Annotated in this window: 16 protein-coding genes and 2 tRNA genes; 12 read left to right on the plus strand and 6 right to left on the minus strand. The window is 38.8% G+C overall.

Going from position 1 to position 24,893, the window contains the following annotated elements; all coding sequences use genetic code 11:
- Positions 1 to 51: 51 nt before the first annotated feature.
- The 4 genes from ABR854_RS02345 to nudK all read right to left on the minus strand — a co-directional run bounded on the left by ABR854_RS02345 (position 52) and on the right by nudK (position 2,429).
- Positions 52 to 1,017 (minus strand): sodium-dependent bicarbonate transport family permease, encoded by a 966-nt coding sequence (locus ABR854_RS02345; protein ID WP_350263742.1) that lies wholly within the window; start codon positions 1,015 to 1,017, stop codon positions 52 to 54.
- A 370-nt stretch (positions 1,018 to 1,387) separates the two neighbouring features.
- Positions 1,388 to 1,461, minus strand: a tRNA-Pro gene (locus tag ABR854_RS02350).
- Between the two features lie 103 nt (positions 1,462 to 1,564).
- A tRNA-Ser gene (locus ABR854_RS02355) sits at positions 1,565 to 1,652 on the minus strand.
- Positions 1,653 to 1,850: 198 nt separating this feature from the next.
- Positions 1,851 to 2,429, minus strand: coding sequence for a GDP-mannose pyrophosphatase NudK (gene nudK / locus ABR854_RS02360; RefSeq protein ID WP_350263743.1), 579 nt, complete (start codon positions 2,427 to 2,429; stop codon positions 1,851 to 1,853).
- A gap of 56 nt (positions 2,430 to 2,485) precedes the next feature.
- On the opposite strand from nudK, the gene ABR854_RS02365 reads away from it, so the two are divergent.
- The 3 genes from ABR854_RS02365 to ABR854_RS02375 all read left to right on the plus strand — a co-directional run bounded on the left by ABR854_RS02365 (position 2,486) and on the right by ABR854_RS02375 (position 7,563).
- A complete protein-coding gene (locus tag ABR854_RS02365; protein WP_350263744.1) occupies positions 2,486 to 3,232 on the plus strand; it encodes a DeoR/GlpR family DNA-binding transcription regulator in 747 nt (248 codons plus the stop codon).
- A 545-nt stretch (positions 3,233 to 3,777) separates the two neighbouring features.
- Positions 3,778 to 6,615, plus strand: a complete 2,838-nt coding sequence (locus ABR854_RS02370) for an outer membrane beta-barrel protein (RefSeq protein ID WP_350263745.1) — start codon at positions 3,778 to 3,780, stop codon at positions 6,613 to 6,615.
- Positions 6,616 to 6,816: 201 nt separating this feature from the next.
- The gene (locus tag ABR854_RS02375; protein WP_350263746.1) at positions 6,817 to 7,563 is read left to right on the plus strand and encodes a GLPGLI family protein; all 747 of its coding nucleotides are present in this window, start codon (positions 6,817 to 6,819) and stop codon (positions 7,561 to 7,563) included.
- A gap of 80 nt (positions 7,564 to 7,643) precedes the next feature.
- On the opposite strand, the gene glgB is transcribed toward ABR854_RS02375, so the two are convergent.
- Positions 7,644 to 9,647: a 1,4-alpha-glucan branching protein GlgB gene (glgB, locus tag ABR854_RS02380; protein ID WP_350263747.1), complete on the minus strand. Its 2,004-nt coding sequence runs from the start codon at positions 9,645 to 9,647 to the stop codon at positions 7,644 to 7,646.
- 267 nt (positions 9,648 to 9,914) lie between these two features.
- Here glgB and ABR854_RS02385 point away from each other — a divergent pair, with 267 nt between their 5' ends.
- Together ABR854_RS02385 and ABR854_RS02390 are read left to right on the plus strand one after the other, a co-directional pair.
- Complete coding sequence (locus ABR854_RS02385) at positions 9,915 to 10,463, plus strand: DUF4272 domain-containing protein (RefSeq protein ID WP_350264081.1); 549 nt, start codon at positions 9,915 to 9,917, stop codon at positions 10,461 to 10,463.
- A gap of 59 nt (positions 10,464 to 10,522) precedes the next feature.
- A complete protein-coding gene (locus ABR854_RS02390) occupies positions 10,523 to 11,785 on the plus strand; it encodes a replication-associated recombination protein A (RefSeq protein ID WP_350263748.1) in 1,263 nt (420 codons plus the stop codon).
- Between the two features lie 3 nt (positions 11,786 to 11,788).
- On the opposite strand, the gene ABR854_RS02395 is transcribed toward ABR854_RS02390, so the two are convergent.
- Positions 11,789 to 12,802: a LacI family DNA-binding transcriptional regulator gene (locus ABR854_RS02395; protein WP_350263749.1), complete on the minus strand. Its 1,014-nt coding sequence runs from the start codon at positions 12,800 to 12,802 to the stop codon at positions 11,789 to 11,791.
- A gap of 300 nt (positions 12,803 to 13,102) precedes the next feature.
- On the opposite strand from ABR854_RS02395, the gene kduD reads away from it, so the two are divergent.
- From kduD to ABR854_RS02430, 7 genes are all read left to right on the plus strand, one after another.
- Entirely contained in the window at positions 13,103 to 13,858 is a 756-nt protein-coding gene (gene kduD, locus ABR854_RS02400; protein ID WP_350263750.1) for a 2-dehydro-3-deoxy-D-gluconate 5-dehydrogenase KduD, read from the plus strand.
- Between the two features lie 234 nt (positions 13,859 to 14,092).
- Positions 14,093 to 14,923, plus strand: coding sequence for a 5-dehydro-4-deoxy-D-glucuronate isomerase (kduI, locus tag ABR854_RS02405; protein ID WP_350263751.1), 831 nt, complete (start codon positions 14,093 to 14,095; stop codon positions 14,921 to 14,923).
- 152 nt (positions 14,924 to 15,075) lie between these two features.
- The gene (locus ABR854_RS02410) at positions 15,076 to 18,270 is read left to right on the plus strand and encodes a SusC/RagA family TonB-linked outer membrane protein (protein ID WP_350263752.1); all 3,195 of its coding nucleotides are present in this window, start codon (positions 15,076 to 15,078) and stop codon (positions 18,268 to 18,270) included.
- Between the two features lie 35 nt (positions 18,271 to 18,305).
- On the plus strand, positions 18,306 to 20,099 hold the full coding sequence (locus ABR854_RS02415; RefSeq protein WP_350263753.1) for a RagB/SusD family nutrient uptake outer membrane protein: 1,794 nt from the start codon (positions 18,306 to 18,308) through the stop codon (positions 20,097 to 20,099).
- A 162-nt stretch (positions 20,100 to 20,261) separates the two neighbouring features.
- Positions 20,262 to 21,338 (plus strand): pectate lyase, encoded by a 1,077-nt coding sequence (pelA, locus tag ABR854_RS02420; RefSeq protein ID WP_350263754.1) that lies wholly within the window; start codon positions 20,262 to 20,264, stop codon positions 21,336 to 21,338.
- A 51-nt stretch (positions 21,339 to 21,389) separates the two neighbouring features.
- On the plus strand, positions 21,390 to 22,460 hold the full coding sequence (locus tag ABR854_RS02425; protein WP_350263755.1) for a pectinesterase family protein: 1,071 nt from the start codon (positions 21,390 to 21,392) through the stop codon (positions 22,458 to 22,460).
- An 18-nt stretch (positions 22,461 to 22,478) separates the two neighbouring features.
- A complete protein-coding gene (locus ABR854_RS02430; RefSeq protein ID WP_350263756.1) occupies positions 22,479 to 24,839 on the plus strand; it encodes a glycosyl hydrolase family 28 protein in 2,361 nt (786 codons plus the stop codon).
- Positions 24,840 to 24,893 lie beyond the last annotated feature (54 nt).

Here is a 24,893-nt window from a genome sequence, read left to right on the forward strand (position 1 = left end):
ATCAACTAATAAATGCACTGCGAAGCTATCAATTTCGCAGTGCATTTATTATTAAAACCAGTTCACAATCAAAAAGTAGAGAGGTAAACCAACTGTAATATTCATTGGAAATGTAACTGCCAATGCCATTGGTAAATATAAACCTGGGTTAGCTTTAGGTACTGTTATTTTCATTGCTGCCGGTACTGCAATATACGAAGCACTGGCCGCCAATACAGCGAAAATAAACCTATTTGTCACATCAGAAGTAACCGCAGAACTTAAGATTGCAAAAATACACCCATTAATTAATGGGATAAACAATGCAAAAGTAAACGGGAACATCCCAAAAGAAAAGAACGACTTCAGTTTTCTACCACTTATAATACCCATATCCAAAAGGAAAATAGCTAAAAATCCTTTAAACAAATCATTAGTGAATGGCTTAATACCTTCGGCTTGTTTTGCATTGGCCAGAAAACCAATTACCAAACTTCCGAGTATCAACAACACACTTCCATTGGTAAGCGAATGCTTGAGTATTTCTGATAATTTTATACTTTTTACTGCATTTTCTTTATCAAATAATGAGATCAAGACCAAACCAATGATAATTGCTGGTGATTCCATCAAAGCCATAATAGCAACCATATAGCCATGTATATTCAGTTGTTGAGATTCAAGATACGAAGAGGCTGTTACGAACGTAACGGCACTAACCGAGCCAAAAGCTGCTGCAATTGCACCTGAATCATATACATTCAGCTTTCGCTTTAGAATAAAAAAAGTGTACAAAGGAATCAGCAACGAAATACCTATACCAAGCAGCATCGACCAAACAATTTCACTCGTAAATGCTTCATGAGAGAGTTCTTGTCCACCCTTAAAACCTATAGAAAATAATAAATAAAGTGATATAAATTTTGATGAATTGGGTGGTATTTCTAAGTCACTTTTCAGATAAACGGCTAAAATACCTAAAACAAAAAACAATAGAGCAGGATTACTTAGATTTTCAATGAGTAAATTAAAATTCATAATCTTTGATATAAAATAAGGATTTGTATTGTTAAGTCAAAAATCAATCATACAAGTATCTTTACTTGCTTATTGATTTCTGGACACAAAATTCGGGAATCTTTTTCATAAGAATTTATTTATATTTTCAATGAAAATCATAAATAATATTTATACAAAATCCTTGTAATCACTTACTAAATTAAATATTAAACCCACCTTATTGCATTAAATGAATAGAAAATAGGAGTGTGTACGAAGAGTCCCCGAGTAGAGAACATGTAATATGAAGTGATATGGTTAAGAGCAAGCGGACGGCAAGTCAAAATAAACAAAAAGCCTCAAAATTGTATGATTTTGAGGCTTTTGATGCTACTTGTTACTTATTTTGTCGGGGTGGCCAGATTCGAACTGACGACCTTCTGCTCCCAAAGCAGACGCGATACCGGGCTACGCTACACCCCGAACTGGAAATCTCTATGCGAGGTTGTTTCCGTTTGGGAGTGCAAAAGTAGAAATTAATTTTTGTATTTCAAACTTTTACACAAAAACTTTTTAAAGTTTTTTGCGGAGAGGGCGGGATTCGAACCCGCGGTACGCTTTAGACGTACGACAGTTTAGCAAACTGCTCCTTTCGGCCACTCAGGCACCTCTCCTTCACGAACCCCTGTTTGAGTTTCGGAGTGCAAATATAAGACACTGTTTTTAATTTTTTACAAATCTGATGCCAAATTTTCTGAAAAAAATTAAACTTTTTTATCTCGCATCACTAATTATCTGTAATTCAGGCATTTATGTTTTATCCGAAATACATTCAGAGAATGTTTTAAATCTCTAAAAATTTATGGTTTCTATCATAATATATTGTTGAGTCTTAAATATTGAAGCAACATTATTGTTTTTCCATCTTTTATTTCGCCCGTATTTATCATTTCGAGTGCCTTATCATACGCTATTTCTAATACATCAATGTTTTCTTGTTCTTCTTCTGCCCCACCACCTTCGTTAACTTTCATCGCTTTGGTATACTCTGCTACGAAAAAATAAAGAATCTCGGTAACTGACCCTGGCGACATATAGGCTTCAAAAACCTTTTTTACTTCGCCAATCCGATAACCTGTTTCTTCTTCAGTTTCTCGTCTGATACAATCTTCGGGGTTATCTTTATCCAGCAAACCCGCACAGGCTTCTATCAACATACCCGACTCATTACCGTTGACGTAAGTGGGCATTCTGAACTGTTCGGTTAGCACCACCGTTTGATTTTCTTTATTGTACAACAAAATCGTTGCTCCATTGCCTCGGTCGTAGGCTTCTCGGCTTTGGTTTTGCCATTCACCTTGTTTGTTTTTATACTCAAATATTATTTTCTTCAATACATACCAGTTATTGGAAAGCACTTTTTCTTCTATAATTTTAACATTCGGATTCATAAATGATTATTTTTGATTAATTTTGATTACATTTGAACAAATATTCATAAAAAGAAATGAGTTATCAAAGCAGAAAGCAGAAAATATTAAAAATCGTTGAAGAGCAAGGCGAAGCCGACGTAAAAGAATTGGCCTTAAAAGTGGAAACTTCCGAGATTACGATTAGGCGAGATTTGGCTCTTATGGCAACTGATGGGCTTATTTTTCGTACGCACGGCGGTGCTATGAAACTCAGTTTGGCAAATATTCCTGCCAGTTTTGAACAGAAAATTGCAGCTAATATTGAGCAGAAAGATTACATTGCCCGACTTGCCGCTCAGGAGATTCAAGACGGCGATATTATTTTTATGGATTGTGGAAGTACCGTTTCTCGGCTTTGTCAGTTTATCAAACACAAACGCATAAAAATTATCACTAACTCTTTACCAATTGTTTATGAATTATCTAACACCGAGGTTTCGATAAACTTAATTGGTGGCGAACTTGATAATAAACGTCAGGCTGTTCATGGACAAATTGCCATTGAGCATATCAAGCGATATAAGGCCGATAAGGCTTTTTTGGGTATTGATGGCATTTCGATAGAAAACGGCTTGAGTGCCGCCAGTGAAAAAGAAGCCGAAATCACGATTTCGATGGCGGCACAGGCCAATCAAACATTTCTTCTGTGTGATTCGAGCAAATTGGGTAAAGATAAATACCTAAAATTTGCTCCTCTAAGTATTGTTCAGGTATTGGTTACAAATGAGGTTTCGGAGCAACTAAAACCTTATCAAGATTTAGGTATTAGGGTTTTGTATTAATCTCCAAAATTTCTGCACAAATTAGCTTATCGTGGCACGCTGAGCGTGTCACGGTTAAAAACAATAATGCCTCTGAAAACTCTTCCGAAAACCACTCACTCAATTTTTCTTAAATTTTCTTAAAAAAGATTCTTGGTTTTAAAATATTGATACCTTTGTCTCGTTATCAACTAAAGCCTTAGTTACTTTTCCAGAACACAATTAACCGTCAAACACTTTTATGAAAAAGCATTTACATTATCCCCATTTCAGTTTTCGCTTATTTTTTTCTTCATTCTTTTATTTTCCCAAGACTTATTGATTTGTAAAAAACATTGGGTTTCGTCACAAATTCTCATCGTTTTAACACATTTTTATATTCTTAGCTGGCATTTACAATAGTTTTACGAAAAATTTACGTATCTGTTTGTAACTTTTCTTAGTTAGCCAAGTAAGTTTGAATAATGGAAAGAAATATACGATTTAGAAAAATCAGTGCAACATTCCTATAAAAATCACGACTCATTAAAAACGGTTTCCACCACAAAAATTCAAAAACACTTTTTATGAAAAAAGCTATTACTATCATTCGGGCTATGCTATGCCTATGTCTGCTCACGAGCGGAACTATCTTTGCTCAAAATCCTGCCAGAATCTCGGTTAAAGGCTTGGTCATCGACTCATCGAGTACTACACTTCCCTCGGCTACTATTATGTTGCTTACGCCAAAAGACTCAGCTTTGGTTAGTTACGGACGCACCGAAAACGACGGACAATTTGAGATCAAAGGCGTAAAGCGTGGCACTTACCTACTAAAAATTTCGTACATGGGCTATTTGCCTTATCAGCAAGAATTTACTCCTGCTGAAGGTGCTGTGACTGACTTGGGAAAAATTCAACTGAAGCCAATTATGAAAGAACTTTACGAAGTAGTTGTCCGCACGGCCAAAGCTCCTTTGAGTATCAAAGGCGATACGGTTGAATACAATGCGGCTTCTTTTAAAGTGCCACCTGGCTCGACGGTTGAGGATTTATTGAGAAAATTGCCTGGGATGTCGGTTGACCAAGATGGAAATATCAAAGCTCAAGGACAAGATGTAAAACGAGTTACGGTCGATGGTAAGCAGTTTTTTGGTGGCGATACGAAAATGGCAACCAAAAACTTATCGGCAGAGGCTATTAAGAAAGTGCAGGTTTTTAACGATAAAACCGAACAAGCAAAAGCTACGGGTATAGACGATGGAAAGAAAGAAAAAACCATGAATTTGGAGCTAAAAGATGAGTTTAAGAAAGGTGGTTTTGGAAAGGTTACGGCTGGAATCGGCAATAAAGAGCGAATGGAAATAAAAGGGAATTACAACAAATTCGATCAAAAAAACCAGTTTTCGTTGATTGGTTTGGGAAATAATACCAATCAGGTAGGTATGGGATTTGATGATTTTCAGGATTTTAGAGGGAGTCAGTCTTTCAACTGGAATGATAATGCCGACTTTGGTTTCGGTGGCGGTGGTCGCTATTATTATTTTGGTGGTGATGAAGGCGACGAAGATTTAGCAATTCCCGTGGGTGGCGGTCGTGGTCAAGGTTTGACCGATTCGTATGCAGCAGGTTTGAATTATAATTACGATACTAAGAAAAATAAATTAAGTTCGAGCTACTATTTTAATGGTAAAAATCAGATTTTAGATGCTCTTTCGAGCCGTCAGAATTTCTTAGAAAATAATGCTTCGTTTGCAACTTCCAACAAAGATTTAACTCGTAACGAAAATTATAACCACCGAGTATCGTTCCGTTTAGAAAAAACACTTGATACACTAAATACATTTACGATTGTTGGAAATGGAAAACTTTCACGAGGAAATACTCGGTATAATGGTTTTCAACAGTTTTTTGTAGGAAACGATGACAAAACCAATCAAACTACTATCAATAACCAAACTGGCTTTAACTCATCTGCGGCAGCAATAACAGGAATTTTCAGACATAAATTCAAGAAAAAGGGCAGAATATTTGCCATGAGTGGTGGGTATAATTTTACCAATTCAGATGGAGATGCAACGCAAATTTCACTCAATGAATTCTTTAAAATTACCAGTACAAATGATTTATTGAGAAATATTAATCAATTTAACGCAACTTTAAGCGACCGCAGCCAATGGAAAGCAAGTTTGTTGTACGTTGAGCCATTTGGCAAGAAGTTTTCTTCTGAAACTTTCTATAATTTCAGTATTCGTAATAGCGTGGTTGATAGAGATGTAATAAACTTAGAATCAAATTTACAGATTGACTCACTCACTCGTTATTTTGAAAATACAATTTCGTATAACAGAGTCGGTACAAGCTTGAGATATAACTATAAGGGCATCAATATTTCGGCGGGGATTGCGGGGCAGCAGTTTTCTCTCAGAGGCAATTTCATGCAACCAAAACAACCAGAGACAGTTGTTAATCAAACATATTTTGCTTGGCTCGGAAATGTTCAAGGTAATCTTGATTTGAAAAATAACCGTTATATGTGGTTCAGCTACGAGCCAAATGTTTCTGAGCCTTCTATCAAAGACCTCCAACCAGTTGTCGATAATAGCAATCCGCTATTTATTAGAGAAGGAAATCCAGACCTTTTGCCACAAATCGACCATAATTTCAATCTTGGTGGCAATTATTACAACCCTGGTAGTTTTATGAATATCTATTTTGGTTTAAATTATGGCTATAATGTCAACCAAATTATTTACAACCAAAATATTGATAGTAAGACCTTTAAAACAACTACTAAGCCTATGAACATTACAGGAGGAACTGATATGGGTACGTATTTTGGCTTAGGTTTTCCGTTGAAAAAGACAAAAGCAACGATGAACCTAAACGGAAGTGTCAACAACGGTAATAACCTGACTTACATCAATAATATCTTGAACGAAACCAATAACATGAGTTATTATGCGGGTGTAAGATTGGATTTAACACCTTCTGACAAGTTTACTTTCTATGGAAATGCTAACTTTGGTATAACAAACACAAAGTATTCAATCAATACTGCTCAAAATCAGACGATTTATAATCATAGATTTGGTGGTGAAATGAATGTTAAATTCCCGAAAGATTTTTTCCTAAATACTCGAATCAATTATAATGTTTTCATCAATGAGCGTTTTGGTTTTAATCAGCGTCAACCAATTTGGAATGCAGCAATTTATAAACAACTCGGAAAATCGAAAAAAGCCGAGATTCGCCTGACTGCCAACGATATTTTGAATCGTAATCTTAATATCAGTCAGTTTGCTAATCAAAATTCATATTCAGAATCAAGAACCGAAACTTTGGCTCGTTATTTTATGCTGAGTTTTACGTACAACATGCGTGGCGTGAAAAGTCAAATGCGTAGAAGCGGTGGTGGTTGGTAATTTGGAATTACGAGGTACGAATGACGAATTTTTGAATGTTAAATATCGAATTTATTCGGGTACTAAAGAGCAAAAGTCCTTTGATTATTTTAGCCATCGAATTTATTCGGTGGCTAATGATGATGAGAATTGAAAAAACAAAATGCCGATTTTATACGGCAATTCTAAAACATAAACAACTCATTATAAATTACTTACAAAATGAAAAAAATCTTTTTATATATGCTACTATTCCCCATTTGGGGAGTAGTTTCTGCCCAAAAAACCGAAGGAGTTGTACATTATGAGTATCAGCTCAACTGGATAAAAATGATGAAGAAACTTCCATTTCTGACACAAGAAGAAAAGGATAGAATGGAAAATACTTGGAAAAATGAGGAAAACACTAAGCAGAAGCTTAATCTTTATTTCAATGAAAAAGAAAGTCTTTATACTTGGGGGCAAGACCAACAAGAGTATGAAGGCACGGAATATAAAGGCAGAAATGAAGAACTGGTAATGCACAAAAACTTTGAGTTAGAAAAGCATAACGACATGATTGAGATGTCGGGTAAGACATACTTACTACAAGATTCTTTACAGAAAATAGAATGGAAAGTGATGAATCAAATCAAAGAAGTGGCTGGATATATTTGTATGAAAGCCGTAACGGAAGATAAAGTAAAAGGACAAAAGATAACTGCTTGGTTTACGGGTGATATTCCAGTGGCGAGTGGTCCTGAGCAATTTCATGGCTTACCAGGCATGATTCTCGAACTCGATATTGATGATGGAACGCTAATGATTGAAGCCACAAGTGTAGAGTTCAAGAAACTGGAGAAAGAATTGGTTTTACCAAAAATGAAAGGCAAGAAAATCAATGACAAGGATTTCAATGCCTTGATTTCAAAATACATTACTGATAGTATAAAAATGCAACGAAATCCTTATTGGGTGATTAGGTACTGATAACATAAAATTCCGAAAACAAAAGTGGCACACCTTATTATCAGCCGATAAACAGGTGTGCCACTTTGTTTTCTCTTGAATTATTTCAACTTAAACACAATCGCACCCAAAGGTGGAAGCGTTAGTTCGATAGAGTTTTCTTTTCCGTGTGAGGCAATCGCTTGGGTATGTACTTCGCCATTCAATGTTCCACTTCCCCAATATTCTTGCTTATCGCTATTGAAAACCTCTACATAAGTTCCTGCCGCTGGTATTCCGATTCGGTAGTTTGAGCGTGGAACTGGCGTAAAGTTTAACACTACAAGCAAGTTTTCTTTTTCGTTGAAACCCTTGCGTGCATACACAATCACGGCATTTTCACGGTCGCTGGTATCAATCCACTCAAAACCATCAGGACTAAATTGCTTATCGAACAATGCACCTTCCGAGCGATAAAGATTATTCAAACCTTTCACACATTCAGCCATTCCTTTATTTGGTTGATTTCCGAGCAAATGCCAGTCGAGACTTTTCTCAAAATTCCATTCAGCAAACTGAGCAAATTCCCCACCCATAAAGAGTAATTTTGTTCCAGGATGCGTAAACATATAAGTGTACATCAAACGTAAATTAGCAAACTTACGCCATTCATCACCTGGCATTTTTTCGATTAAAGAACCTTTTCCGTAAACAACTTCATCATGCGAAAACGGTAACATGAAATTTTCAGAAAAAGCATAAACCAAACTAAACGTAACATCATTCTGATGCCATTTACGGTACATTGGGTCTTTTGAGAAATAACGCAATGTGTCGTTCATCCAACCCATCATCCACTTCATGCCAAAGCCAAGTCCACCCGTATAAACTGGGCGTGAAACGCCAGGGAATGCCGTTGATTCTTCGGCAATCGTCTGAGTATCAGGGAATGAGCGATAAATCTCTTCGTTTAATTCTTTGAACAACGAAATCACTTCGAGGTTTTCACGGCCACCAAACACATTGGGTACCCACTCACCCGCATTACGAGAATAATCACGGTAGAGCATCGAAGCCACGGCATCTACACGCAAACCATCGGCATGGAAACGGTCGAGCCAAAATATAGCATTACTTATCAAAAATGAACGTACTTCGTAGCGTCCGTAATTGAAAATATAACTTTTCCAGTCTGGGTGATAGCCCTCACGTGGGTCTTGGTGTTCGTAAAGAGCCGTACCATCAAACTGAAATAAACCATGAGCATCGCCAGGGTAATGCGATGGCACCCAGTCGAGTATCACACCGATGCCGTTTATGTGAAGCTGCTCAATCAGATACATAAACTCTTGTGGCGTACCAAAACGGCTACTTGCGGCAAAATATCCTGTAATCTGATACCCCCACGAAGGCTCATACGGATGCTCCATGATTGGCATAAACTCTACGTGTGTAAAGCCCATTTCTTTCACATAAGGCACAAGCGTATCGGCCACTTCGCCGTAGCTGAGGCATCTTTCAGGGTTCGATGGGTCACGTTTCCACGAACCAAAGTGCAATTCATAAACCGATTGCGGAGCATTGAGATTATTGGCCGCACGACGGGTTTTCATCCAGTCTTGGTCTTTCCACTCATACCAAGTATCCCAAACGATGGAAGCCGTTTTTGGCGGGTGTTCCCAACGCAATGCGTAAGGGTCGCCTTTTTCTATATCGGCACCAGTATTTGAGGCAATAAAATATTTGTAAACTTCTCCATTACCGATGTTCGGAATCCAGCCTTCCCAAATACCTGAGCCATCCCAACGAGGGTTGAGCGGATGTTCGCCACGATTCCAGCCATTGAACGTACCAATCACCGAAACGTATTTGGCATTGGGGGCCCAAACGGCAAACAAAGTCCCCGTAACTCCCTGATTCTGAACTACGTGCGAGCCAAGCTTTTCGTAAAGACGGTAGTGTTTTCCTGAGCGAAAAAGCGAAATATCATAATCAGTCAACAAACTAAACGGCTCAACCTTGTTGAAAGTTGGAGTAACTGCTACTTCTTGTGATTCGTTTTTAGATGTTTCTTGTTCGGTACTCGTTGTTTTTTCTTTTTTTGTAGAAACTGCTTTCTTTGCCATAAGGTTGAATATTAAACAAGGTTAAGTATTTGTTTGTAAAAATAGTTTTTAAAAATTGAAAAGCAAAAAATGGTTTATATTTGAAGTCAAGAATCAAATATTATTTAAACCCTGCAAATAAATCTCCAATAAACGAACGGACATGAATCATTCAGATAAAAAGCAATATTTACAAAGTAAACTTTCTAAAATACATATCAATGATTGTCACTTTAACTTCATTCCCTATTTAGATGAGTCTAATTGAAACTTTCAGAACCCTAAAAAATAGGGAAAAGACTTTATGCTTTTTATTCAATAGTTTATTTGATTGAAAATCCTGAAGATAAAGCAAAACTCATTCTGTGGTTGAAAAAAGAAACAATTTGGGACGAATTAGCTGAGTCTGAAAAATATATTTTCGGTGGTGTTTCTTTAAGTGAAGAAGAAATCGGAGAATGTTTTTGGGCAATAGAAAGAGTAGGCATCCTTGCTTGGGTTTTAGGAATTTACAATAAAGATTTAGACCCAAATGAACCCACTGATTTTGATGAAATTTATGAGGAAATTCCAAAATTTGGTGAATCTTTAGATGATTTTTTCACAAAATTAGAGTTCATAAAAATTGACAAGCAGAAAATTTTCTTAGAAAACATATTTTACGAATTAATAACCTCAACATTAAGAGACATTAGTTTTGGTTTACAAAAAACAATTCCTCAGTGTGATTCTTATATTTCATTTGAAAGACATAAAACATTAAACTGGGTGAGAAATTATGGATATTCAGATAAAAATCAGATAATTGATTGGGACGATGTTGCAACTGATACATAATAACTGGTACATGATATTTTTAAGACTAACTAAATTTTTCATTTACGACTAATCAAAATATGTCAGCCCCACTCGCCGAACGATTACGCCCCAAGAAATTAGATGAATATATTGGGCAAGAACATATTTTAGGTAAAAACAAACCTCTTCGCACGGCCATTGAGGCTAATCTTGTGCCGTCGATGATTTTGTGGGGGCCGCCAGGCACTGGCAAAACTACGCTCGCTTTGCTCATTGCCGAAGCTACCAAACGCCAGTTCCATCAACTCAATGCGGTGAGTTCAGGTGTGAAAGAATTGCGTGAAGTTATCAGCAAAGCTTCGGGACTCTTCCCTCCCATTGTGTTTATCGATGAAATTCATCGCTACAATAAATCTCAACAAGATTCGCTACTGGCAGCCGTTGAAAAAGGACAAATCACACTCATCGGAGCAACGACAGAAAATCCGTCGTTTGAACTCAACAGTGCAGTACTTTCTCGGTGTCAGGTGTATATTTTAGAGGCTTTCGGACAAAAAGAACTCAAAGAACTGACCGACAGAGCTTTGCGAGAAGATGAGGTTTTGAAAGAAAAAAACATCAAAGTAGAGTCTTATGATGCACTCATGCGAGTTTCGGGAGGAGATGGACGAAAATTATTGAATTTACTGGAATTGATTACGTTTTCGTATCCACCCGATGCCGAAATTATCATCAACGATGATTTAGTTGAAGAAGTTGCTCAACGCAACATTGCTCGCTACGATAAATCGGGCGAACAACATTATGATATTATTTCGGCATTTATCAAATCTCTGCGTGGCTCTGACCCCAACGCCGCACTTTATTGGATGGCTCGCATGATAGTTGCGGGAGAAGACCCCGAATTTATCGCCCGAAGAATGTTAATTTTGGCCTCAGAAGATATTGGCAATGCTAACCCGACAGCCGTTATTATGGCCAATAATTGTATGCAAGCCGTGAAGGTAATTGGTTATCCCGAGTGTAGAATTATCCTTTCACAAACAGCTATTTATTTGGCAACTTCACCCAAATCAAATGCGTCGTATATGGCAATTGAAGCAGCGATTGCTTTGGCCGAAAAAACGTCTCATTTGTCTGTACCATTGGCTCTCCGAAATGCTCCAACTAAACTAATGAAACAAATCGGCTATGGCAAAAACTACCAATATTCGCACAATTACGAAGGAAATTTTGCGAAACAAAACTTCTTACCCGATGAGCTAAAAGGCACAAAACTTTACGAACCAAGTAATAATACCCGTGAAAATGAAATCAGAAGACAGCTACAAACTTGGTGGGCTGAGTGGTATGGGTATTGAGATTTATATTTCCGAACTCTTCCGCACCACCATTTCGGTTGGAATCTTAATTGTTCGAAACTGTTCAATATTATTCTGTTTTCTTTCTATCGAATCAAGTAGCAATTCGGCCGCAGTCTGACCAATTTCAAAGGCAGGTTGCACGATTGTGCTTAACGAAGGTGCTAATAAATGTGCAACTTTTAGGTTCGTAAAACCAATAAACGAAAGCTCTTCGGGAATCAGAATCTCTTGCTCTTTTACGGCCGAAAAACAATCTAAAGCCAATCTATCACTCGTAGTAAAAATGGCATCGGGTTTCTGTTCATTAATCAAATTAAAGATTAAGTTTTTTGCTTCTTCGGGTTCAAATCCACAATATTTTACTAACGATTCATCGTAAGGAATTTGGTATTTTTCGAGGGCTGCTTGATAGCCCATTAAACGCTCTTTGGTTATTGATAACAATGACGGACTTGTAATATGGGCAATACGTCTCCGCCCCGACAAAATTAGGTGTTCGGTTGCTTTAAATGCACCATCGAAATTATCAGCTACTACTTTATGAGCGTCAATTTTATCAGAAACCCTATCAAATAATACCAAAGGAAGTTTTTTTAGTTGAATTTCCTGCAAATGAGAGACATCGTTTGTCTGCCCAGAAAGAGAAATCAACAACCCATCTACTTTTCGAGCAATGATATGCTGAATGTTGGTTATTTCTCGCTGATATGACTCGTGGCTCTGAAAAATTACTACATGATAACCACGCTTATTGGCTACATCTTCAATGCCATTGATGGCTTGCGAGAAGAAATTATTGGCAATTTCGGGTACAATTACACCAATGGCTCGGCTTTTGTTTTCTTTTAAACTAAGGGCAATTGGATTAGGCGAATAATTGACTTTTTCGGCATATTCCATCACCAGCCGTTTAGTTTCGGCATTGATTTCATAACTCCCACGCAAGGCCCTCGATACCGTTGAAGTCGAAAGGTTTAGGGCTTTTGCAATATCTTTTATCGTAACTGTTTCCAATCGTCAAATCTTATTAAAGTACAATTTTATCCTCTCCTCTTCCTACACAAGATACTCATAAAAATAAGGTATATAAAACAAAAATCAAAGTTTATTTGATTCAGAATAATTCATAAGCGAATTTTGGCAACGTTCCCGATAACGATTGCATAAAGATTGTCGGAGAAATGTTTGCACATCAACTATTCTTGTTGCATCTTAGAAAAGTCAAATATAAACAACATTAAGTACTATAAAAGAAATTTCAAGGAATTTTACATATTTTGGTCATTATTATACAAGAAAAAATAAAAACGATACATGTTTAGTTTAGCAGGAAAGATAGCACTCGTAACTGGGTGTAATAAAGGCATAGGAAAAGGGATTGCATTGGGTTTGGCAGAAGCAGGAGCAGACATTATCGGTGTATCGGCAAGTATCGAATTAAATGGCAGTCAGGTTGAACAAGAAATAACCGCCCTCGGCCGTAGATTTAAAGCCTACCAAGCAGATTTCAGCGAGCGTGATAGCCTCAAGGCATTTATTGGAAAAGTGAAAACCGATTTTCCTGTCATTGATATTTTAATCAACAACGCTGGCACAATTATGCGAAACCCTGCGGCCGAACATTCGGACGAATATTGGGACAGAGTGATGACTATCAACCTTGACTCACAATTTATTTTAGCCCGTGAAATTGGTCGAGATATGATTGCTCGTGGTTCAGGGAAAATCATTTTCACGGCATCATTACTAACTTTTCAAGGAGGCATCAACGTACCAGGCTACGCTGCCAGTAAAGGTGCAATTGGCAGTTTGGTAAAAGCACTCGCCAACGAATGGGCAGGAAAAGGTGTAAACGTAAATGCGATTGCCCCTGGCTATATTGCTACTGATAACACCGAAGCACTCAGAAATGACCCCGAACGCAGCACTTCAATTTTGGCAAGAATTCCAGCAGGTCGTTGGGGCGAACCACAAGATTTCAAAGGTCCAGCAGTATTTTTGGCATCATCAGCATCAGATTATGTACACGGAACAATCTTGACCGTTGATGGTGGATGGATGGGGAGGTAAAACCATTTTATGGATATCGATGATTGAAGATTAAATGATTTAAGATTAGTGATTATTTTTCTAATCATCAATCGCTAATCGTCAATCATTAATCTTCAATAAAAGCCTTAGTTCAAATAAAATCATCTACTTTGTAAGTTATTGATAATAAATGACTTACATAGCAAACTATTTTTTTAATAAATCAATATAAAAACTCCCCTTTAGGGGACGGTCCGACGATTCGGTGGGGGTATGCAAACAAGATACGAAAGTAGTCCAAGAGAGACGGCGGGAATGAATACCGCAGAATTACGTAATAATTTTTTGATGGAAACATTGTTTTCCGCAAACCAAATTCATCTAACTTATTCGCACTACGACCGCATGATTTTGGGCGGAGTAATGCCAACAACCGAAACTCTAACTCTGGGTACTTACGAAGATTTAAAGTCGGAATATTTTCTTGAAAGAAGAGAGTTGGGAATCATCAATGTAGCGGGCGATGGCAGAATAACAGTCGATGGCCAAGAATATCTTGTCAACAAATTAGATTGTTTGTACGTAGGCCGAGGTGCAAAAAATATTACTTTTAGTAGTGTAAATGCTGAAAATTCGGCTAAATTCTTTGTTCTTTCTTGCCCAGCACACAAAGAATATCCAACTCAATTAATGACAAAAGATGCCTCTACTCCTGCCCACATGGGAGCAGTAGAAACGGCCAATCAGCGTACAATTTATAAATACATTCACCTTGACGGCATCCGAAGCTGTCAGTTGGTGATGGGCCTTACTGTTTTGCAAAACGGAAGTGTGTGGAATACTATGCCATCGCATACACACGACCGCCGTATGGAAGTTTACTGTTATTTTGATGTACAGGAAGGCCAAGGCGTGCTGCACTTGATGGGACAACCACAAGAAACTCGTCATTTGTGGGTAAGCAACCACCAAGCAATTATTTCTCCTCCATGGTCGATTCACTCAGGATGCGGCACTACCAACTATTCGTTTATTTGGGGAATGGCTGGCGAAAACCAATCTTTTGCTGATATGGATTTCGTGGCCATCAATGAGCTAAGATAACCTATTATTTATTTTATATACAATTACTTACTATTGATTTTGACAAGTTTTGAGCGAAAAATTCAATCAAAACCTGTCAAAATATCAATAGTTGGGCTTTCTATTTCTCTATTTTTCAAAAAACACCTAAAAAACCTTTTGTTAACTTTACAATGAAAAAATTATTTATTCTACTGCTCTTGACAGCCGTTCAGGTGGTGATGGCACAAGCCCAGAAAATTTCGGGCAAAGTGACAGACTCCAAAACGGGTGAAGGTTTGCCGAGTGTATCAATTATGCTCAAAGGTACTAAAACTGGTACTACTACGAATGCGAAAGGGGAATTCTCGCTGTCTGCCGACAAAAAGAATGGCTCTTTAATTGTTAGTTTGATAGGTTATACAGTTAAAGAAGTTTCGATTGGTAATCAAACCAATCTCGACATTCAACTCGACGAAGACACTCAAACCCTCGACGAAGTTGTGGTGATGGGCTACGGCGATGCCATTAATCGCCGTGATGTAACGAGTTCGGTTTCATCGGTTGGAGCAAAACAACTCAAAGATATTCCGTTGACCAATGCCGCCGAAGCACTCACGGGTCGTTTGGCAGGTGTGCGTGTAACCACTTCTGAAGGAGCTCCAGGGGCTGATATTCAGATTCGTGTGCGTGGTGGTGGTTCTATCACACAAGATAACTCCCCTATTTATGTAGTCGATGGAATTCAGGTTGAAAATGCACTTTCGTTCATTTCTCCGCAAGATATTGAAACAATTGACGTACTAAAAGATGCTTCTTCAACGGCCATTTATGGTGCAAGAGGTGCAAACGGGGTTGTGATTATCACGACAAAATCAGGTAAAGGTGGCAAAACAACAGTGAGTTATAATGGTTCAGCAGGTGTACGTGAGATTTTCAAAAAACTCGACGTAATGAGTCCGTATGATTTCGTGCGTTGGCAATATGAAAGAAGCCGTGGCGATGTTGCGGCCGAAACAAGTTTCACGAATCAATATGGTGGTTGGGAAAACATCAACCAATATAAAACCGTTGATGCAATCGACTGGCAAGAAGAAGTTTTTGGTCGCCAAGCGAGTTACCAAAATCATAATTTGATTGTTAATGGTGGAAATGCCAATACAAACTACAATTTGAGTTTGACAGCCAACAAAGAACAAGGCGTTTTGCTCGAATCGGGCTTCGACCGCTATTTGGCAACTTTCAAGATGGACCACAAAGCCAGCGATAAATTAAAAGTAGGTTTCAATGTTCGCTACACAAATCAAACCGTGAGCGGAGCGGGAACTTCGGGCAGTGGCACAAAATCTACTAACCGTTTGCGTCACTCGGTGCAGTATCGTCCGTTGTTGGTTGGGGTAAATCCAGAAGTAGATGATTTCGACGAAAACCTTTATATTTCATCAGGAAACTTGGTAAACCCAATCTTGATGACCCAAGCCGAATACCGCAAGGCCTACACAAAAGCTATCAACTTGAGCGGATATTTTAGTTATAATATCTTGAAAAACTTAACTTTCAAATCGACCGTCGGTATTGATAATAACGATACACAAAACGATTTGTTTTTCAGCAAAATCACGGGTACAGCTCGTAACTTCGCTTCACTTCCTGTGGCTTCGATTTTCCAACAAAATGCCGTAACAATTAATAACTCAAATACGCTTCAATTCACCAAGAAATTCAATAAATTACACGATTTCAGTGCATTGATTGGGCAAGAAATTTATCAGAATGTAGCAAAAAGTACGAACATCGAAACTCGCTACTTCCCTGCTGATATTGCTGCCGACCAAGCATTGGCCAACATGGGGCTTGGTTCACCACCAACAGGTGCAACACAGGCTCGTCCAACGTCAAATCAGACTCCTCCTAACCGTTTGTTCTCATTATTCGGTCGTGTAACTTATGGCTATGCCGACAAATATTTGGCAACAGCTTCATTGCGTTCTGACCGTTCGTCGAAATTCAATTATGCCAATGGGGCATTGGTTTTCCCTTCGGGAACTTTGGCTTGGCGTTTTTCTGAAGAAAGTTTCTTGAAAGGAAATAAAATTATTACCGATGGTAAGTTGAGAGTTGGCTACGGTGTGGCAGGAAATAACCGTATCGGTGATTTGCTTTATCAACAACTCTACGGCGTAACGGGCGAATATGCCCTCAACCACAATGTGTTGCCAGGGTACGCTCCCGTAGCATTATCGAACCCTGATTTGAAATGGGAATCGAATATTTCGCAAAATATCGGTTTAGATTTATCTTTCTTGAATAACCGTTTCCAAGTCACGATTGATGCCTATAAAAACAAAGGGCAAGATTTACTTTTGGCGGTGGCAATTCCTCCGACTTCGGGGTATTCTTCACAAATCCGAAACTTAGGTTCTACAACCAATCAGGGAGTTGAATTACAGTTGAATGCTTACATCATCAAGAAAAAAGACTTGACTTGGAATGCAAACTTCAATATTGCAAACAACAAAAACACCGTAACAAGTCTCGGAACGGTTGACCAACTCACTCGTAACTCAGGCTGGCAAGGCTCTGACGGAACTGACGATTATTTAGTAAAAGTAGGTCAGCCCGTAGGTTTGATGTACGGTTTCGTGACTGATGGTTATTACAAAATCGAAGATTTTAATTATAATCCAAATTCTACTACACCAACAGGATTTTATACCTTGAAGCCAGGGATTGCAGTAAATTCGGTTTACGGTGTACCACAACCTGGTATGTTGAAATGGAAAGATTTGGATGGTGATGGACTCGTAACGGCCGATAAAGACCGTACGGTTATTGGCAACGCCAACCCGAAATTTATTGGTGGTTTGAATAACCAAGTTGCCTACAAAGACTTCGATTTAAGTGTTTTTGTAAACTGGGTGGTTGGAAACGACATCTATAATGCGAATAAAATCGAGATGACAGACGGAGCGTTTCCGAGCTTGAATATGCTTAAATTTATGGAAAACCGTTGGACAAACATCAATGATAAAGGTACAGTCGTTACTGACCCAACTGAATTGGCAGCCATCAATGCCAACGCAACCATCTGGTCGCCTGTGCGTGTGCAACGCTACTGGTTACACTCATGGGCGGTTGAAGATGGTTCGTTTTTGAGAATCAATAATATTACTTTGGGCTATTCTTTGCCAAATACATTATTGAAAAAAATCAAGGTTTCAAAATTGAGAGCTTTCGCAACGGTTAATAACTTAGCGACATTTACTAAGTATTCGGGCTATGACCCTGAAGTAAATACTCGTCGCTCTGACCCACTTACGCAAGGTGTTGATTTTGCGGGTTATCCTCGTGCAAAAACTTGGGTAGCAGGTATTAATTTAACATTCTAAAAGCCTCAAGAAGTATTTTAAAATAGATTTAAGAAATGAAAAATATATTCAAAAAAATAACCATTCTGAGTTTATCGTTATCCCTCACAGGCGTGGCAATAAGCGGTTGTAAAGACTTCTTAGAAGTGCAGCCAAAATCTCAGATTAGCATTTCAGATGCTTTCTCAAACGTTCCCAACGCCACCAATGCTGTAATCGGTGTTTATGACGAACTCATGGGCGATAATGGCTATGGAATTCGTATCAATATGTATTATCCGTATGATTCTGATGAAATCATTGTTTCGGGAAACATCGACAATGGTCGTCGTGGCATTGGTCGTTATCAATTATTATTGACAAATGCTGAGCTCCGTAACCCATTTTTGCAACTTTACCGTGGTATCGAAAAAGCCAATCTTTGCATTGAGCAGATTCCACTCATGGCTGCTTATACCAACGGAAGCGATGCTGATAAAAAAGAATTACGTCGTTTGCACGGCGAAGCCTTGACGCTCAGAGCTCAATTCATGTTTGAGTTAATCAGAAACTGGGGCGATGTGCCTGCTCCGTTCACGCCTGCTTACAAACAAACTGATTTGTTTATTCCGCAAGCAAACCGTGACGAAACTTATGCAAAAATCATCGAAGACCTAAAAATTGCAACCGACCTCGTGCCGTGGAGAACCGAAGCTGGCGTAAGAAACGAGCGTATTACAAAAGGTGCAGTGAAGGCTTTGCGTGCAAAATTGGCGATGTTTAGAGGTGGTTATGCACTCAGAAGTAATGGAAAAATGGAGCGTAACGCTGACTATTTAACTTACATAAAAATAGCTCGTGACGAGTGTGCCGACTTAATGGCCAAAAGAGGTGAACACACCCTCAACCCAAGCTATGAAGATATTTGGAGAAAACTCACTTCATTTCAGTACGACCCACAAGGCGAAATTATTTTTGAAGTAGGTGCAGGTGGCTCAAATTCAAACTCTGATAGCCGTATGGGAAATTACAATGGCCCATCAGTAAATGCAGCTTCTCGTTACGGAACTGGAGGTGGTGGTTTACTGGCTTTGCCAAACTACTTCTATGCCTTCGACTCAACCGATACTCGTCGTGATGTAACCGTAACCAACTATGCGATTGCAGCAACCAACATCAAATCTCCAAGAAGATTAGGCGAATTGACCGACGGAAAATTCAGAAAAGACTGGCGTGTGCCTTTGTTACCAGGAACAGCTCTAAACCCAGGTTATAACTGGCCAATGATTCGTTTTTCGGATGTATTATTGATGTTTGCTGAGGCTGAAAACGAACTCAACGGCAGCCCATCAGCCGCAGCAATTGCAGCTTTTGAAGAAGTTCGTAAAAGAGCGTTCACCAATAAAAACAACCCTGCGATTGGTAAAACTCCAACCACAAAAGCAGAGTTTTTTAATGCTATCGTCAATGAGCGTTATTTAGAGTTTGGTAGTGAGGGTATCCGTAAGTTTGACTTGATTCGTTGGAATCTCTTAGCAACAAAAATTGCCGAAACTCGTGCAAAAATCGCAGATATGAAGGCAAGAAGAGGTGCTTTTGCAAATGTCCCGCAATATCTTTTCTGGAGAAATAATGGAGAAGAAATACAATTCTTAAATTCATTTTATAAAGCAAATACAACAACAACAGCTCCAACAGGCTGGACAAGACTCGACTGGACTCAACACTTAACTGGAAACTTGATTGATGGTTTGCCACTCGACCAAGGTATTGCAAGATTCTTTGTAACTGGTAAAAGTGAGCTTTTCCCATTCGACCAAGCAACGGTTGATGCGTACCAAGGAAAATTGAAGCAAAACGCTGGGTATTAAATTTAATGAAGAATTAAGAATGTAGAATTAGAAAACTTATTCTACATTCTTTTTCATTCATCGCTTTTAGAAAAAACACCGAATTTATTCGGATACTTTGACATAGCAATCCTTTGATTATTATAGTAGCCGAATTTATTCGGTTTAATCTAAAAATCACCAATGCCTTTAAAATTCTTCACTCTAATCGCCTTTTTGGCAAGTTTGGCTTTTGGTTGTCAAGCAAAAAAAGTAACTCCAACGGTTACGCCAACAAATACACCCTCGGTTGTAATTACAAAAGATTCGGTAGCCGAGCGAATGTTGCTTTACCAACGCAACAACGGTGGCTGGCCACAACCTGGTGGTAATGCCATTGATTATTCAAAAACACTTTCTGAAACATTAAAAGCCACACTAAAATCAGAAAAAAACAAACTCGATGCCTGCATCGACGACCGAGCTACTACTACCGAAATTAAAACGTTGTTTTCGACTTATAAGAAAACCAACAACCCCGAATACTTAAAAGCTGCCGAAAATGGCGTAAAATATTTACTGACGGCACAAAATCCTGCGGGTGGTTGGGGACAATTTTTTCCAGATACGAGCAGTTATCGCAAGCACATTACCTACAACGATAACGCCATGATTGATGTGATGTGGGTAATGAAATACGCTTCGGAAGGCACAAACGATTTTGAAACGATTGATAAAACGCTCGTTTCACAGGCCAAAATGGCAGTTGAAAAAGGTGTAAATTGTATCTTGAAAACACAATTTGTACAAAATGGCAAACTCACCGCTTGGTGTGCCCAACACGACCGAGTAACGCTCAAACCTGCCAAAGCTCGTGCATTTGAGTTGCCATCAATCAGTGGAAACGAAAGCGTAGGAATTTGTACTTTTCTGATGAGCATCAACAATCCTTCGGCTGAAATCAAGAAGGCAGTCAATGCAGCAGCAGATTGGATGGAATCAGTGAAAATTGTAGGTATTAAAGTAGAAAATATAACTGACCCAAATCAGCCATCGGGTAAAGACAGAGTTGTGGTTTCAGACCCAAATTCTACACTTTGGGCGAGATTCTACGACCTCGAAACCAATAAACCCTTTTTTGTTGGTAGAGATAGCATCGCAAAACCAACTTTAGCCGAAATCGAAAACGAACGTCGTGTTGGCTATGCCTACTATGGTACTTGGCCAGCTAAATTTCTTTCAACCGATTATCCTGCGTGGGTATCAAAATGGGGAAAGTAACACAAGTTTCCAACTTGTGTATGACAGAAAATATTTTTATAAAGAAAATTTATGACACATAGTATCTCGACACAAGTTAGAAACTTGTGCTACAAACGAAGCCTCTTTTACTTCTTTTTATTGATAAGTAATGCTCTTTTCGCACAAAAAATAACAGTTGCACAAAATGGTTCTGGGAAATACAAAACCATTCAAGAAGCTATCAATAGTTTAGATACAAATTCAACTAAACAAAGGATTATTTTCATAAAAAATGGCGTTTATCGTGAGAAACTCATGATTACAAAATCTTTTTTGAAGCTACAAGGAGAATCAGAAGATGGCGTAATTATCATCACAACACTCCCAAGAGATGTGTGGCGTTGTGAAAATAAAGATGATTTTGGTGCAGCTACCATCAACGTAAAAGCCCATGATTTGGTTTTCGAGAAACTTTCGGTAATCAATGATTATGGTTTCAATGCGAAGAAAGATACAACCATCGTTTGCACCAACGAAGCAGGCAATAGCCAAAGCACCTTACCGAGAGAAGAAGGTGAAAAGGCTGGTAAAAAAATCGTCAGAAAAGATGGGCATCAGTTTGCGTTTCGTTCGTTTCCAGAAGCAACTCGACTTAGTTTCATTAATTGTACTTTCAGAGCGGGTGGTGGCGATACAGTTAGTCCGTGGGACGTAGAAGGAGGCTTGTATTATTTCAAGAATTGTACGATGGAAGGCCACGTTGACCTCTACTGCCCCAGAGGTTGGGCTTATGCCGAAAACTGTAAATTTGTTTGCCACAACATGAATGCCGCCATTTGGCACGATGGGTCAAATTACGAATCTTCAAAAACTGTGTTGAAAAACTGTACTTTTGAAGGCGATAAAGGCTACAAGCTGGGGCGTTTTCATCGAGAAGCACAATTTTATCTAATTAATTGTAGGTTTGATGAAAAGATGGCCGATGCCGAAATTTACCAATCATCAACCACACAACTCAAATGGGGAAAACGTGTTTATTATTATAACTGCCACCGCAAAGGAAACGACTTTGCTTGGTATGCTAACAACCTAAAAATAGACCCAAAAGCAATTACGATTGATTGGACTTTTGATGGAAAATGGAATCCTGTAAATAAATAATATATCTGATTTTTTCGCATGAAAAATAAAACCCTATACCGCTTATTGCTATTCACTGCCTTGTTTTGGGCAAACTCGGCTTTTAGTCCAACCGAAGAAAAACCACGTATTTTCTTGATTGGCGACTCCACTTGTGCCAATAAAAACCCTTATGATGCTCCCGAAACGGGTTGGGGACAAGTACTTCCCGAATTATTTACGAATGCCGTAGAGATTCAGAACCACGCAGTAAATGGCCGCAGTACCAAAAGTTTCCGTAATCAAGGACTTTGGAAAAAAGTACATGACCAACTGCACAAAGGCGACTACGTTTTCATCCAATTTGGGCATAACGACCAAAAAGAATCGGACACAACTCGCTACGCAGCCGCCCAAACCGATTACCGCAAAAACCTGATTCGCTACATCGAAGAAACGCAAGCCAAAGGAGCAACGCCAGTGATTCTTACGCCTGTGATGCGTAGAAAATTTGATGAGTCAGGAAAGTTCGTTGACCAGCACGGCGAATATCCAGTTGTGGTGCGTGAAATAGCCAAACAATACAACATTGCGTTGATTGATATGCATGCTGCGAGCCAAAAAGTGATTGAACAACATGGCGTTGAAGGTTCAAAGAAAATTTTCATGAATATCGCTGCTGGTATTTATCCAAAATTCCCGAAAGGCCTTGAAGACAATACACATTTTACTTATTATGGGGCAAAATTAATGGCTGGATTGGTAGCCGAAGGCCTTGTGGCAAATGGGCATCCATTAAGAAACTTCTTGAAAAAGACAGAATTTAATGATAAATACGCCTACGAATTACCGCTTACTTATCGTCCAGTTTTCAGAAAAGATACATTCAATATTGCCAGCTATGGAGCAAAAGCAGATGGTTTGACAGTGAATACAAAAGCTATCAACCAAGCAATTGAGCTTTGTAATGCCGCAGGTGGCGGAACAGTCTTTGTACCAAAAGGGCTTTGGGTTACTGGCCCAATTGTATTGAAAAACAATGTAAATCTTCACCTCGAAAAAGGAGCTTTGCTTCAATTCAGTAAAAATTATGATGATTATCCAATCGTGCTGACTACTTGGGAAGGGCAAGATTCTTACCGTTGTCAAGCACCTATTTGGGGCGTTGATTTAGAGAACATTGCCATTACGGGCGAAGGAGTACTTGATGGTGGTGGTGATGTTTGGCGTGCCATCAAACGAGAAAAACAAACGGCTGGGCAATGGGCAAATTTGCTAAAATCAGGTGGTGTGACAGACGAAAAACAAAATAACTGGTATCCATCAGAAAAATCGTTGAAAGGAAACATGATTCCAAATGCAGGTAGAATATTGAACGGCGTAAAACCTACGCCTGAAGAGTTGGCCTCGTACAAAGATTTTCTTCGTCCGAATATGTTGAGTCTGACACGCTGCAAAAATATCATTATTGAAGGCGTAACTTTCCAAAATTCACCTGCTTGGACCATGCACCCCCTACTCTGCGAACACATTTCGGTAAAGAACGTAACCGTAAAGAATTATTGGTATGCTCAAAACAGCGATGCCATTGATTTAGAATCGTGCAGAAATGGTATTTTGGAAGGCTGTACTTTCGATACGGGCGATGATGGAATTACAATAAAATCGGGCCGTGATGAGCAAGGACGCAAACGTGGTGTTCCGACCGAAAACTTTATCATCAAAGATTGTATTGTTTATCATGCACATGGTGGTTTTGTGATTGGCTCGGAAATGTCGGGCGGTGTACGAAATATGTTCATTTCAGACTGTACTTTCATGGGTTCGGATGTGGGTTTGCGTTTCAAAACTGCCCGTGGCCGTGGTGGTGTGGTTGAAAATATTTATGTGAATAACATCAACATGACCGAGATCCCAGGTGAAGCCATTCTTTTTGATATGTATTATGCCGCAAAAGACCCCGTGCGTGCCGATGGCAAAGAAAACGAATTACCAACCATCAAAGCTGAGCCCTTGAACGAAGGCACGCCACAATTCAAGGATTTCTATATCAAAAATATCGTGTGTAAAGGTGCTGAAACTGCTATTTTGATAAGAGGTTTACCAGAAATGGCCATCAAAAATATCAATATCGAAAATGCTATGATTGAAGCCAACAAAGGCTTAGTCTGCGTCGAAGCTGAAAATATTTCTCTGAAAAACGTTACGCTTTTGACCAACGACAAAACAGTTATGCAAGTGCAAAACAGCAAAAACGTTGTGTTGAATAATATTCAATACGGTGCGGATAAAGATGTATTACTGAAAGTAATGGGTGATAAATCAGATGGTATTAAATTACTAAACACCGACACGAAAAAAGTAAAAAAAGATGTTGAGTTGGGGGTTGGTGTAAAAAGTAAGGTTGTGAGCAAGAAATAAATTAATTACTACTTTCTTTATAATTAACAATGGCTGCCCAAAAGCAGCCATTTC

This window comes from Emticicia sp. W12TSBA100-4, assembly GCF_040253585.1.
In the GTDB taxonomy this organism is placed as follows: Bacteria; Bacteroidota; Bacteroidia; order Cytophagales; family Spirosomataceae; genus Emticicia.

What these genes read in the sequence shown, in the direction of transcription:
- ABR854_RS02345 (WP_350263742.1), bottom strand. Translation starts at nt 1,017, where the DNA reads ATGAATTTTAATTTACTCATTGAAAATCTAAGTAATCCTGCTCTATTG.
- nudK (WP_350263743.1), bottom strand. Translation starts at nt 2,429, where the DNA reads ATGAATCCGAATGTTAAAATTATAGAAGAAAAAGTGCTTTCCAATAAC.
- ABR854_RS02365 (WP_350263744.1), top strand. Translation starts at nt 2,486, where the DNA reads ATGAGTTATCAAAGCAGAAAGCAGAAAATATTAAAAATCGTTGAAGAG.
- ABR854_RS02370 (WP_350263745.1), top strand. Translation starts at nt 3,778, where the DNA reads ATGAAAAAAGCTATTACTATCATTCGGGCTATGCTATGCCTATGTCTG.
- ABR854_RS02375 (WP_350263746.1), top strand. Translation starts at nt 6,817, where the DNA reads ATGAAAAAAATCTTTTTATATATGCTACTATTCCCCATTTGGGGAGTA.
- glgB (WP_350263747.1), bottom strand. Translation starts at nt 9,647, where the DNA reads ATGGCAAAGAAAGCAGTTTCTACAAAAAAAGAAAAAACAACGAGTACC.
- ABR854_RS02390 (WP_350263748.1), top strand. Translation starts at nt 10,523, where the DNA reads ATGTCAGCCCCACTCGCCGAACGATTACGCCCCAAGAAATTAGATGAA.
- kduD (WP_350263750.1), top strand. Translation starts at nt 13,103, where the DNA reads ATGTTTAGTTTAGCAGGAAAGATAGCACTCGTAACTGGGTGTAATAAA.
- kduI (WP_350263751.1), top strand. Translation starts at nt 14,093, where the DNA reads ATGCAAACAAGATACGAAAGTAGTCCAAGAGAGACGGCGGGAATGAAT.
- ABR854_RS02410 (WP_350263752.1), top strand. Translation starts at nt 15,076, where the DNA reads ATGAAAAAATTATTTATTCTACTGCTCTTGACAGCCGTTCAGGTGGTG.
- ABR854_RS02415 (WP_350263753.1), top strand. Translation starts at nt 18,306, where the DNA reads ATGAAAAATATATTCAAAAAAATAACCATTCTGAGTTTATCGTTATCC.
- pelA (WP_350263754.1), top strand. Translation starts at nt 20,262, where the DNA reads ATGCCTTTAAAATTCTTCACTCTAATCGCCTTTTTGGCAAGTTTGGCT.
- ABR854_RS02425 (WP_350263755.1), top strand. Translation starts at nt 21,390, where the DNA reads ATGACACATAGTATCTCGACACAAGTTAGAAACTTGTGCTACAAACGA.
- ABR854_RS02430 (WP_350263756.1), top strand. Translation starts at nt 22,479, where the DNA reads ATGAAAAATAAAACCCTATACCGCTTATTGCTATTCACTGCCTTGTTT.